Source organism: Fusobacterium ulcerans (assembly GCF_003019675.1).
Lineage (GTDB): Bacteria > Fusobacteriota > Fusobacteriia > Fusobacteriales > Fusobacteriaceae > Fusobacterium_A > Fusobacterium_A ulcerans.
Genome location: NZ_CP028105.1, coordinates 2,486,253 through 2,499,273 on the forward strand (window position 1 = coordinate 2,486,253; position 13,021 = coordinate 2,499,273).

The window sequence follows — 13,021 nt, forward strand, 5'->3', positions numbered from 1 at the left end:
TACGTTTTACTTACTTCATTAATTACACAAATATCTCTAATTTCCAAAGTTCTAAAATTTAACTTAGCTTTTAGTCATCCACATTTGTTATTTAGAAGTAGAATTATTTTGTTTTAATAGCCATAAGCCAATAATGATTATTATTCCAATCAAAAGTACCAGACTCAGTCATTCCAACTTTTTTTGTATGAGCAGCATAAGAACGTGGATTAATTTGATTGATAAATGTAACCATATAAGGAAAATGGTCAGCCATACTTTCAAGAGAAAGGGCAAAAAGTTTTTCAAATATACCTGTACCACGATATTCCTTATCGATACACACAGGACCATATTGATAAGAATTTTCAACTGTCAATATCTCTCCATCCAGCTTAAATTCTTCAAGATGTTCAATCATATGTGTAAATAACGGCCAAGGCTGCCAGAATTTCCAACTTCCTGCAAGAGCAAATCCTACAATCTTATCACCATCAGCTGCCACTGTAATTCCTTTTTCAGTTTCCATCAAGTTGTATAATTGTTCTTTAGTAATGTTAGTGGTTACAAATCCATTTTTCTTTTCTTCTTCTGGAATTGTATTCACGTGATTAGCTTTCAGTAAATCTAACAAACCATCTAAATCATTAGGTAGAGCATAACGAATTTCCATTTAAAATTACCTCCATTTAATAAAAATATCAAATTCCAAGTAAAATATCTGATTTTATATTTTATGTAAATTTTTAAATTGAGAAACAATTGTATCAACTAAAATTCCTCCGCTTTCCTTTCTAAGTGAAGAAACCCTTCCATGATAGATATAGTAAATAAGGTATGACCAGACTACTTCATATCCCCCTTTGAGAAATTCTTCATAAGTGGGAAAATAACCACTGCATCCATTGGTATATCCACCAAGATATATTTGGTTGTTTTTAGTTTTTTCTGCAACATCTAAAGCTAGTTCACACATTATTTCCTCTGAAATACCACAAAGACAGCCATTATTTAAAATAAAGTACTGTATTTCAATGTCTGTATGCTGTTCAGTAATTTTGCTGTTATTTAGTTTTTTTACTTCTTCTAACCAGCTGCTTCCATCTATTCCAGCTTTTTCTTTTGCTTCTATGAGTATTTCATTAGCTTTTTCAAGAGAAGGAACATCAGAATAAAATCTCTTTATTTCAGAAAACATCTTCATTCTATATACTTCTTCTGGAACAATAGAGTGGATAATTTTATCAATACCATCATATAATTCATAGGCAGTTTTATTTATCATTTCTATTGCTTCAGCAGGAGGAGTATTTTTATCTGTTTGTATTAAAGATGCCTCATATGAATGAATTTCAAGAAAATCACTATTTTTCTGTCTATATAGAGGTCGAACATTTCCAGAAGCTCCTTGAGTTATCATAATATTACAATTATATTTTTCTTTTAAAAATTTTCTTATGGCTCCAAAATAGTCAGCAGAAATAAAATAATTATCACTGCTTAAAATATTTGCATGAGCTGTAACTCTTAAAAGGATAAGTTTTATATCTCCACTTTTAGAATCGCTTATTTTTAATATTCCAGCTCTTTTATCTAAAGATTTATTTTCAGATCTTCTATTCTCTCCTATATTTGTTTCAAAACTTCCCCAGGCTGCTTTTACACCATTCATATTAGCAGCTGCTTCATTTACAGCTTCAAGAGTTTTACAACAGATAAAATCAAAATAAGAGCGTTCTATCCCATTGTTTGGAGCTGAATGTGTGTGTGAAAAGCATATCATTATTTTATCTCTTGTAATTTTTAGAACTTTTCCAATAGTATCTCTGAGATAGTTAGAATCTTCTATAGTAAATCCGATACTGTCTATAGTGATGATACATGAATATTCATTATCAAAACTAAACAGTGCACATTGAGTATAAAGTCTGTCTAAAATTCCTTTAGACAAATTATCTGCTCTGTAAAAACCTACCATTGTTATGGGATAATCAGGAGTAATATCCCTTTCTCCATATCCTGTTTTCATTTGAAATCACCCCATTTTTTATGTTTTTCTTTTTTCACAGGGATGTATATGTATTTTCCTTGAGCATATTTTTGAAGCTCTTCTATTAAATGATCTGGTAATATTATATCTGCATTTATATATTTCATTCTGGTTTCACTCCTTAGTTTTTTATTTCTAAGTTGCAGAACCAGTTTATCCAGTAAAGTTTTTCTCTATGCAAATACCACTGGAAGCACTGACTCTGCATAGAGTAAAACAATATTTCTTCTTTCTGTTTTCATTATTTTCACCACCCCTTATTATTAATGGTTATTCCTGTTTCTATTATATTTTAAAATTATAAGTCAGGCAAGGAAAATAAAAAAAACGCTTCTTAAAACAAGAAGCGTTAAATACAAATGGTGCCTAGAAATGGATTCGAACCATCGACCGTACGGGTATGAACCGTATGCTCTAGCCAACTGAGCTATCTAGGCATGGTGGAGATAAGCGGGATCGAACCGCTGACCTACGCAGTGCAAGTGCGTCGCTCTCCCAACTGAGCTATATCCCCAGTGTTCTGGAGCGGGAAACGAGGGTCGAACTCGCGACATTCAGCTTGGAAGGCTGACGCTCTACCAACTGAGCTATTCCCGCTTGACACAAGAATTATAATATCATAAAAGATATTTTATGTCAATAATTTTTTTGATATTTTTTAGTTTTATAATTATTAAATTAAGCTTCAGCCCTTCTGGGTTTGAACAAATAATTTGACTGATTATTTCATTTTCTTAGATGCTCTGAATCTCACTGTTTTCTTTGGATATATTTCCATTTGTTCTCTTGTTACTGGATTAGATACTACTCTTGGCTGTCTTATGAGTATTTCAAATGCTCCTCTTTTTGGAAACCTCACTTCGCTGTCTATAGCTATTGCTTCTTTCACTGTTTCAAGAAACTCATTTATTTCCTCCACTGCTTTCTTTACTGTGAGATTATTTGATGAATGCCTTTTTTTATATACCTTTGCCAGTTCTCTTTTATTCATTGACATCACCCTCAGCTATTTTTATAAGGCCTTTACCTGCCCTGAATTTTATTACTTCTTTAGGCTCTGTATAAGCTGATTCTTTCCACATGGGCACCATTATTTTTCTAGATTTCATTTTTCTTTTTTCAAATACTCCCCAATCTTGAAATACTACTTTTCCATCTTCATTTAAAGCTTCAAACAGTACATCCCAGAATAAGTCTATCTTTTCTCTTACTTCTTTATGGCTTTTAGAATTATTTCTCTTCTTATAAAATCTTATAAATTCCCCTTCTGTCATATCTTCCCCTTTATTATATTTAAGCAAAAGACTGGCTACATCAGCCAGCCTTTCACTATTAATTAATCTATTTAATTAAAATTTGTAACCTAAACCTGCTCCTACTATCCATTCACCTTTAGTTCTGTTTTTACCAGAACCATTGTGCGAGTCTCTCTCTACTGAATAAGTTCCCTTTACATCAAAGATTACTCCATTTTCCAGTTCAAGTGCATATTTAGCATTCAATCCAATACTATGTTCATTTTTATGAGCTACTAAGATATCAAAATCTGATCCACCTTTAAATCTTCCTGTGATATGTTCCTCATCAGCTCCATCAAGTATCTTAGTATAGCTAACTCCTGCTGAAAGTGTGCTTTTACCTTTTTCATGAGGAATTACTTTCTTCAAGTCTACTCCCACTTTTCCAACTGTATAGTCAAATGATTTTGAATCAGTTTCTATAGCTAGAGTTTTATTTCCTTCATTAGCTCCATCTTGGTCTATGTATGTATATGATAGAGTTGTGTAAGGCTCTAAGAATAAGTTGTTTCCAATATTGTGAGAATATCTTCCATTTAAGTAAATATCGTATGTTATATCATTGTAATTGTCAGAATATTTCATCACTGATTCTGCTGAATCAGAAGTTACTTTGTTTACTGCCAGTCTATCAGCATCATAGTCTCCATACTGGAATCCTGCTCCTACTGTTACTTTTAGATTTCCAATATATTTTTTTGCATAAGCTCCAAGATACAATGCACTTCCATCTACTTTTGAACCATTAGATAAATCAGATTTTAATTTATTTCCTCCAATTACTACACCAGAAGTAAGTGTGTCAGATACTCCATACTCACCTAACATATATGCTCCAGTTATCTTAGTATCTGCATCCATGTCAGAGCTTCCTATATCAGTTGTGTAATATCCTTTTCCATAGTATGTATCTTTAGTTCCACCATCTATGTGAGTAAGTCCACCATATATCATCCATTTATCTTTTTCTGGTCTGAAAATATTATCAACAACTATGTCTCTAAACATTCCTGCTGATTTTCTTGAAAGCTCACTTGAATATGAGTAAGGACTTCCTGTATAGATATTATTTAAATAATCTAAGAATAAGACTAATCCCTCATCATCTACATTAAAGTTTCCTAGTAAATCCTCAACAGATATAATACTATGATATATTTTATTCAATTTTTCATATCTTAAATTAGGTGAATATGGAAGATTGACTCTGGCTGTAATTTCTAGATCATTAGTTCCTGTTCCTCTTTTTACAGAATGAAGTACTGATGTTGTTTCTAAAGTTACGTCTCTTTGATAGTCAGCTTCATGTCCTGTCTTTAAACTGTCATCTAACTCAAGACCTCCAAAAGATACTGTAGCAGTATTTCCAACACCATTCAGTGCCAAAAGAAGCTTTCCTCCATCTTCTGACTTTATTGTTCCAGTATCAGTATTTGATGATAGTGCATGGGAATTACTATTTGCTCCATCTATTCTTAAAGTAAGTACTCCATTTTTACCTATTGTTAAATCATTTACTCCTGTTACTTCTAAACCTTTTGCTGTTCCATCATCAGCCTTAACAGTTTTTTCATAGAATGTAACCTTTGAGTTTATATTTATACTTTCAAAACCAGATATATCATAGAAAACTCTTGTTTCTTCTTTGCTTGGAGAATCTGCTGTACCAAAGTTAAGAGTATTATTTTCAGTAGCAAAAGTAGTTATAGGAACAGAGGGAGCAGAAGTAGTGACTTTTCCTCCATTAAGAGTTCCATTGATTATAGCTCCACTACCTATTGTCAGCGTATCATTTCCTTCTCCCATAACTATATTTCCGTTGCTTATTGCACCACTTTCTATAATCAGCGTATCATTGTCTTTTCCTGTAGTTATACTTCCATTTACTATTGTATCAGTTTTTAGAGTTATACTGTTTTTTCCATCCCCCATATCTATATCGCCATTGACTATAGTATTTTGAGAGCCTGTTGTTTTATCTGAATATTCTACCTTTCCAGATTGAAGTATAAGAGTATCTGCTCCCTCGCTTCCTTGTATAGCAACTGTTCCACTTTCTATTCCACCATTTACTATTGTTCCAGATAGAGTAAGATTCTTTTGGTTTGCATCTTTAAATATAACCGCATTTCCATAAGCATTGATTATAGAGCCTTTTACTTCTCTGTTCACTTCTGCTCCTGAAATTTCTAATGTATTATCCATTCCATTCAGTATAGAATTATCATATTCTGTTTCATTTTCTGATAAAAATTCAAAACTTTTTGTTCCAGTTCCTGTTGTTATTTCTTTTAGTGGTGTTCCTCCTGATGCTGAATCATCAATTATTTCAGCATTTTTTATAGTTAATTTTCTTTTTATTTCAGTATCTTTAGCTATTCCATTCTCAACTGTTCTTTTATATCCTACTATTATTTCATCTGGAGGTGTATCAGTTCCTACTGTTACTTCCGCTCCATCATTTTTTATTGTAAGTCCATAATTCTTTAATGTCTTTCCTGATACATCAAATACATCATTATTTGCTCCATTTACAAGTATTCCATAGTTGATAGTACTTTCAATTTCTCCCTCAACATCTGTTCCAGCCTCTTTTTTTATAGCATTAGTTTTCCCATAAATAACTCCTGTATTTACTATTTTATCAATGAAACCACCTTTGTCATCAGTTGGACCAGCTGCAATTCCATAAGTTTCTGCTGAAATTGCCCCATTATTTACTATATTTCCTATCTTCCCTCTATTAGTAGCAGCAGCTCCACTAGTTGATCTTATTCCTATTTTGTTTGATATAATCAACCCATTGCTTATTAAATTTCCTACTCTTCCTGAATACTGTGTTTTTATTCCTGAACTGGCATCAGTCCCTTTTGCTGAAATCAACCCATCATTTGTTAAAGTTCCTACTCTGTCATTAGTTCCATTGCCAACAGATATATTTATTCCTATACACTCTTTTGCTGAGTTCTCTTCTGAAATTATTCCTCTATTTGTCATAACTGATGCATCACCATTAATACCTGAAGATATACGAATTCCTTCCCAAGCTCCTAAAATAGCCCCCTCATTTATTAAAGTGTCTGTATCTCCATAATCCTTCAAAGTCATAAGAAATATTCCAGTATTCTTTGCTAAAATCAACCCTTTATTTTCTATAGCTTTTACAAAACCTCTTTGATGTATATAGATGCCATAACCTGAATCATCTCCCAAAGCTAAAATCAAACCATTATTATTTAAAGTTTCTATCCTAGTTTCAAGTACATATATTCCAGTAGTATGATAACCTTTTGCTGATATTAAGCCATTATTTACAAGAGTGGAGCTTCCTAAATTTGAGCCTATATAAATTCCATATCCACCTTGCTTACTAGAAGTAGTTTCTCCTAAAAGTGCACCATTATTTATAAAATTAAATTTACTATTCGCTCCTAAATTCTCTACTATTATTCCATATGCGCGTTCAACGGAGCTTTTACCTGATATCAGACCATTATTTTTAAGAGTTAAATTGGTTTTCTTATTTTCCCCATCTATTTTTATTCCACTTACTCTTTCTGTCCCTGTAGTTTTATCTGCTGATATTTCAGTGTTGTTTGTATAAGTATTTCCTTTCAAGGTATTGTCAGGGAATACTTTGTCAATTTTTATTCCACTGCCATTATTTGTTATATTCAAACCTACTTCCTCTGTGTCTGGTGGGTCTTCCCCCATTGCAACAGTACAAGATAGAAGCATTCCCACTACTGCTCCTATGGTAATATTTCTTCCCCTTTTTTTGTTGCCGCTTTTTACAGCCTTCATAATCTTTTCTATCATCTTTCCCTCCCCAAAATATTCATTCATAATTTTACTAAATATAGCTCTCAGTGTAGAAATATCCTTGATTCATATGTTTTAACTTTATAAACTTTAGAGCACTTTTCTACTGTTCGCATTTATATACTTTTGCGAACAGTAGTCTGTTTATTAATTTTAGAGAATATTATTTAAATTAAGATATTGACTTTTTTATCGAAATAATGTATCATCTACAATGTAAGTATATGGCAACAAATTATGAGTTAAAGAAAATTTTGGTACAACAAAAATAAAAGTGTTCGCATTTGTATATAAAAGAGAACTCTTTTAAACTGTCTTTAAATTTGAAAGTCTCCAGTAAATCTATACTGAGGATTTTTTTTATTTTATTCTTTTTTTTGTAGATTTAAATTTATTCCAGTAAAAAAATCAAGCTCCTTGTGTAGATTAAAATACTTGTTCCCATTTTTCTGTGGAGAATGTCTCCCTCTTCTACTTTGTTGTAAATAGTATTTTTATGCTTTTTAAAATACTTTGCCACTTCGTTTATTGTTGCCCATTCTCCCAGCTCTTTTACTATTTCATCTGCTAAAGTTTTATTCATTGGGGATAGATTTCCAAGTTTTTTAAAAATATATTCTTCTCTCTCCATACATCAGTCTCCCTTTTTAGTTTTAATACATAAATTCAAAAAACTTCTGCTTTGTCATCCCTCTTTTGCTCTTCCCTGTTACCTGTACAGGAAAGCACATGTCAATTATCCTGTCTCTTATTCTGTTCTGTCCATGACTTGAAAACTTCTCGCTTATCTCGCACTTTTCCTCATCTTTGCTGAAATTCAAATTTGTAGATATTATCAAAGGTTTTTCACTTCTGTATCTTGCGTCTATGAGATTATATATCTTCTCTCCTCTCCATCCAGTTTGATTCTTGTCCAGTCCCTTTTCTCCACCAAAATCATCTATCACCAGAAGATCGCATTTTTCCACCTGTTCCAGAATGTCTCTTTCAGCTGCTCCCCACTCTATTGTGAGCTTATTGAGATATAGCCCCAGATTCATTACCAGTACTGTCTTTCCTCTCTCCATGAGGTAATTTGCTATACAGGCAGTGGTGAAAGTCTTTCCTGTTCCCACCCCTCCATAGAACAGCAGTCCTTCCTGCTTCTCTTTTTTCATAAAGCTTTTTACATACTGCTGTGCCAGCTGCATTTGTTCGCACTTTATATCAGCATTTTCAAATCTGCTGTTTTGAAATTTCTTGTCTATTACAGAGATATCCTTGCATTTCTGCATTTTTTTCTCTATATTTTCTCTGGTTCTTTTTCTTTCCAACTCTTCCAGTTCTCTTTCTTTTTTCTTTTCCAGACAGTCGCATGTTGGAAGATACTCTAAATTTTTTCTAAAAGTTTCAGAAAGGTTTTTAAGATAATCACTCTCATTCTTCACATATTCTTTTCCGCAGTATTCACACTTCTTCATCTTCAATTCCATCCTCTTTTGCTATTTTATTTAAAAGCTCCTTGATAAAGTTCCCTGTAGAATCCTCATATACCGGTCTCACGAATTTTTTCTTAGATTCCTTTTTCTCTTTGCTCTTTTGTTCTTTGTCCTTAAAGTTTCCATTCAAGGCTTTCTTTAGGTTCTCTATCTTGAATATGCTGTTGATGCTCATATTGTTTTTAACAAACTCTGACTTTGACATTAGTGTCAGTGCTTCAAAAAGTTTTACAGCGCCAAGTTCTCTCCACACTCCCAAGAGTACATAGTTGTCTGGGCGATAGTTATATTCTGGTAGCCCTAGCTCCTTATATTTTTTTAATATATCCTGTATCTCCATAGGTGCATCGCTGAGTTTTTCTTTTTCCTCTTCTCCTGTGTGTGTATTATTTATATCTTTTACTCTTTTAATATCTTCTAAATAAGAACTATCTTCTGATGGCTCTAAAAATTCAGTAATGGTTTTATCAGGAATGATATTTTCAGGAGTGAATATTAATCTTTTCCCTTTAAACTTTCCCTTGCTTCTTTCCTCCACCAGCTGTATCACTTTTAACTTTTCAAATATTTTTAATCCTTTAGGAATCCAATCCTTGCTTAAACTACTGTATTTGGCTATTGTCTGAGTGTAGTATTTGATATCTCTCCCATTAAAATCACTGTAGATTTCAGTAAGAGTTAAATACAAGTTTCTAAGCTTGTCATGTTCGTTCCCTTCATACAGACATCTCAATAATCGCAGTATCTTTTTTTCCTGCCAGCAAAATGGTTGATTCTTTGTACTTCTTTTGGTGTTCATTGTTCACTCCTTTAAATTCATAATAATATATACTAACTTTTTTCTACATAATACTTTTTTTATAACCTATTTAAAACACTTAAACTATTTTTACGAATGTTACGATTCACATATTAACACAATAAACTATCCTTGTATATAATATATTTTGAAAAAAACACTGACAAAGAAAAGAAAAAACATCTGAAAATTTTCAGATGTCTCTCTCAATCATTTGTTTTTTTAAGGGGATTTTTTTGAAAAAAATTTTAATTTTTTTGGTTTTTTCACTTTGATAGAATAAAGATTATGTTTTTTGTTTGAATATTTTGTTGTTTTATTCAAAAAAATATTTTTGTGGAATAAAAATTTATTTTATATATTGATAATAGTGCAAATTAATATATACAATAAATTATTGAGAAGGGGAAGGTTATAAGGAAGTATAGGCTTTTTTTAAGATAAATTTATAAAAATATGACAGCGTACTAAAGGAAAGAGGAATAAAAAAGTATAAAAAAAACACTTCTTAAAATAAGAAGTGTTGAATACAAATGGTGCCTAGAAATGGATTCGAACCATCGACCGTACGGGTATGAACCGTATGCTCTAGCCAACTGAGCTATCTAGGCATTGGTGGAGATAAGCGGGATCGAACCGCTGACCTACGCAGTGCAAGTGCGTCGCTCTCCCAACTGAGCTATATCCCCGAATGTTCAAAAGCTGGAAGGAAAGATCAAACTTACTATATTTAGATTAAAAGAATGACATTCTTCACCTAAATCATTCCTGCTTGACACAAGAATTATAATACCATATATTTTCTTTTTATGCAATACTTTTTTTAAAAAATTAAATATTCTTAAAATCTGAAACGATATTTTTAAGAGTATTAATAGCGTAGGTAATATCTTCCTCTGTGTTAAAATACCCAAAAGAGAACCTGACTCCCCCATTTTCACCAGAGTGCATAGACTCATGAGCTAAAGGGGCGCAGTGAATCCCAGCTCTAGTAAGTATGCTGTATTCTTCATCTAGATAGGCAGCAAGGTCCCCGGAATCTACTCCTTTTATATTTAGTGTAACTACTGGACCTCTTTTTTCCGGACCATAAATTATTATCTCTTCTATATTTTTGATGCCTTCTATAAATTTTTCAGTAAGGCTGTATTCATGCTTTCTTATATTTTCCAAACCAATGGAATTTATAAAATCTATTCCAGCTCCAAGGCTTACAATTCCAGGAGTATTTAAAGTTCCTGCTTCTAAAGCTTCCGGCATAGAATGAGGCTGTCTTTTCATTTTTGAGAAACTTCCAGTACCACCTTCAATTATAGGAGAAAAGGGAATTCCCTCTCTGATGTATATTCCTCCAGTTCCCTGTATTCCAAATAAAGATTTATGTCCAGTGAAGCAAAGTATATCTATTTTCATCTCTTCAACATCTATATCTAAGAAACCAGCACTTTGTGATACATCTACTATTGTGAGGATATTTCTTTTTCTGGCTTCTGTAGTAATAGGCAGCAGATCAATTATTGCTCCAGTAACATTAGACATATGTGTGAGGACAACTGCTTTTGTCTCTGGCTTCATAGCAGCTATAATATCTTCAGAATGGATATTGCCGTCTTCAGAAGGCTCGATAATGGAAACATGGGCATTATTCTCATCTTTTTCATAAAAAACAGGTCTTAAAACAGAATTGTGTTCAAGAGAAGTAGTAATTATATGAGAATCTTTTGGAACAGCACCTTTTACAGCAAAATTCAAAGCATATGTTGAATTATAAGTGAAAGCTATCTGAAGGGGATTCTTGATGTTAAAAAGAGAAGCAACTTTTTCTCTTGTTTCATAAATGGCTTGGGAAGCTTCTACTGCCATTCTATGTCCTCCTCTTCCGGGATTTGCTCCATATAATCTGACTGCTTTTTCAACACATTTATATACAGATTCAGGTTTTGGAAAAGAGGTTGCAGAGTTATCAAAATAATAAATTTTTTTATCTATAGTAATCATCTCCATGAGTATTTATATTGGTTTTTAATATTATATCACTATAAAAAAGAAAATGGAAATTATAATAATGAAAAGGAAAAAGCTGTTTCAGATTGAATAATAATAAAAGAAAACATACATTAAGAGAGGGGATGTATTATGAAAAAAATAATAATAGTAGGGGGAGTAGCTGCTGGAATGAGTGCTGCTTCAAAAGCTAAAAGAGAGAAAAAAGACCTTGAAATAACAGTATATGAGATGACGGATATAATTTCTTGGGGAAGCTGCGGGCTTCCATATTATGTAGGAAATTTTTATAATGATTCTCAAAGAATGATAGCTAAACCTTTAGAGCAGTTTCAAAAAGAGGGAATAACTGTCAAAATGAAGCATGAAGTTATTGGAGCAGACATTGAAAAGAAAGAAGTTTCAGTAAAAAATTTAGAAACAGGAGAAGTATTTAAAGATAAATATGATGAACTGATAATTACTACTGGAGCATCAGCAGTAAAACCTCCAATTAAAAATATAGATTTGGAAAATGTATTTACATTAAAAGAATTTACTGATGGTATAGTTTTGAAGAAAGCTATGATGAAACCAGAAAACAAGAGAGTAGTAATAATAGGAGCGGGTTATATAGGGTTGGAGGCAGTAGAAGCAGCTGTTAATTTAAAAAAAGAAGTAAGAATAATTCAATTGGGAGATAGAGTTATTCCGGGGAGTTTTGATAAGGAAATAACTGATATAATGGAAGCTGAATTAAGAGGACATGAAGGAGTAAGCTTAAATTTAAATGAAGCTGTTTCTGAATTTGAAGGAAAAGATGGAAAAATTTCTGGAGTAAAAACTAATAAAGGTTCATATTCAGCAGATATAGTTATCTTAGCAACTGGAGTAAGACCTAATACAAAATTTTTAGAGGGAACAGGAATTGAAACTCTAAAAAATGGAGCAATAGTTATAGATGGAAAAGGAAGAAGCAGTATAAAAGGGATATATGCAGCTGGAGACTGTGCAACTGTTTATCACAAGATAAAAAAAGAGAATGTATATATTCCATTAGCAACTACTTCAAATAAAATAGGAAGAGTAGTGGGAGAAAATCTTGCTGGAAAAGACAGAGAATTTAAAGGAACATTAGGTTCTGCTGCAATAAAAGTTCTGAATTTGGAAGCTGGAAGAACTGGTATATCATCAGATGAAGCTGAAAAAATGGGAATAAATTATAAATCTGTATTTGTAGAGGATAAAAATCAGACTTCATACTATCCAGGACAGGAAGATCTATATGTAAAGCTTATATATGATGCAGATACTAAGAAAATTCTGGGAGGACAACTTATTGGAAAAAAAGGAGCTGTACTGAGGGTAGATGTGCTGGCAGCAGCAATAGATAAAGGAATGACAACAGATGAGCTTGCTTACCTTGATTTATGTTATGCTCCGCCATTTTCATTAACTTGGGATCCATTGAATGTAGCAGGAAATTTAGCTAAATAATTATAAAAAATGAGTGGCTTTAAGCAGAGATATAATTTTTAAATTCTAAAAATTATACAGCTTAGGGTCGCTTTTTTTTATTGGAATAAAAAAACAGCTGCCATGAGACAGCTGT

Annotated in this window: 11 protein-coding genes and 5 tRNA genes; 1 reads left to right on the plus strand and 15 read right to left on the minus strand. The window is 32.3% G+C overall.

Going from position 1 to position 13,021, the window contains the following annotated elements:
• Positions 1-103: 103 nt before the first annotated feature.
• The 15 genes from C4N20_RS11515 to C4N20_RS11580 form a co-directional block, all read right to left on the minus strand.
• On the minus strand, positions 104-652 hold the full coding sequence (locus C4N20_RS11515) for a hypothetical protein (RefSeq protein WP_005976489.1): 549 nt from the start codon (positions 650-652) through the stop codon (positions 104-106).
• A gap of 54 nt (positions 653-706) precedes the next feature.
• Positions 707-2,008 (minus strand): hypothetical protein, encoded by a 1,302-nt coding sequence (locus tag C4N20_RS11520; RefSeq protein WP_005976492.1) that lies wholly within the window; start codon positions 2,006-2,008, stop codon positions 707-709.
• Entirely contained in the window at positions 2,005-2,136 is a 132-nt protein-coding gene (locus C4N20_RS16800; RefSeq protein WP_005976494.1) for a hypothetical protein, read from the minus strand. Before C4N20_RS16800 ends, C4N20_RS11520 begins: the two co-directional genes overlap by 4 nt.
• A gap of 253 nt (positions 2,137-2,389) precedes the next feature.
• Positions 2,390-2,466 (minus strand) — tRNA-Met (locus C4N20_RS11525).
• Between the two features lies 1 nt (position 2,467).
• Positions 2,468-2,543 (minus strand) — tRNA-Ala (locus tag C4N20_RS11530).
• A gap of 7 nt (positions 2,544-2,550) precedes the next feature.
• A tRNA-Gly gene (locus C4N20_RS11535) sits at positions 2,551-2,626 on the minus strand.
• Positions 2,627-2,750: 124 nt separating this feature from the next.
• Positions 2,751-3,020, minus strand: a complete 270-nt coding sequence (locus tag C4N20_RS11540) for an HU family DNA-binding protein (protein ID WP_005976495.1) — start codon at positions 3,018-3,020, stop codon at positions 2,751-2,753.
• Positions 3,013-3,303, minus strand: coding sequence for an HU family DNA-binding protein (locus tag C4N20_RS11545; RefSeq protein ID WP_005976496.1), 291 nt, complete (start codon positions 3,301-3,303; stop codon positions 3,013-3,015). The genes C4N20_RS11540 and C4N20_RS11545 overlap by 8 nt, the downstream gene beginning before the upstream one ends.
• A gap of 75 nt (positions 3,304-3,378) precedes the next feature.
• Entirely contained in the window at positions 3,379-7,146 is a 3,768-nt protein-coding gene (locus C4N20_RS11550) for an autotransporter outer membrane beta-barrel domain-containing protein (protein ID WP_005976497.1), read from the minus strand.
• Between the two features lie 394 nt (positions 7,147-7,540).
• Entirely contained in the window at positions 7,541-7,780 is a 240-nt protein-coding gene (locus C4N20_RS11555) for a helix-turn-helix domain-containing protein (RefSeq protein WP_106878542.1), read from the minus strand.
• Between the two features lie 22 nt (positions 7,781-7,802).
• Positions 7,803-8,609 (minus strand): ATP-binding protein, encoded by an 807-nt coding sequence (locus tag C4N20_RS11560; RefSeq protein ID WP_106878538.1) that lies wholly within the window; start codon positions 8,607-8,609, stop codon positions 7,803-7,805.
• Positions 8,596-9,426 (minus strand): hypothetical protein, encoded by an 831-nt coding sequence (locus C4N20_RS11565; protein WP_005976500.1) that lies wholly within the window; start codon positions 9,424-9,426, stop codon positions 8,596-8,598. The genes C4N20_RS11560 and C4N20_RS11565 overlap by 14 nt, the downstream gene beginning before the upstream one ends.
• Positions 9,427-9,960: 534 nt before the next feature.
• A tRNA-Met gene (locus C4N20_RS11570) sits at positions 9,961-10,037 on the minus strand.
• A gap of 2 nt (positions 10,038-10,039) precedes the next feature.
• Positions 10,040-10,115 (minus strand) — tRNA-Ala (locus tag C4N20_RS11575).
• A gap of 142 nt (positions 10,116-10,257) precedes the next feature.
• Complete coding sequence (locus C4N20_RS11580) at positions 10,258-11,430, minus strand: aminotransferase class V-fold PLP-dependent enzyme (RefSeq protein ID WP_315968826.1); 1,173 nt, start codon at positions 11,428-11,430, stop codon at positions 10,258-10,260.
• Positions 11,431-11,562: 132 nt separating this feature from the next.
• Between C4N20_RS11580 and C4N20_RS11585 the strand changes: the two genes are divergently transcribed.
• Positions 11,563-12,906: a CoA-disulfide reductase gene (locus C4N20_RS11585; RefSeq protein ID WP_005976502.1), complete on the plus strand. Its 1,344-nt coding sequence runs from the start codon at positions 11,563-11,565 to the stop codon at positions 12,904-12,906.
• The last annotated feature ends 115 nt before the right edge of the window (positions 12,907-13,021 follow it).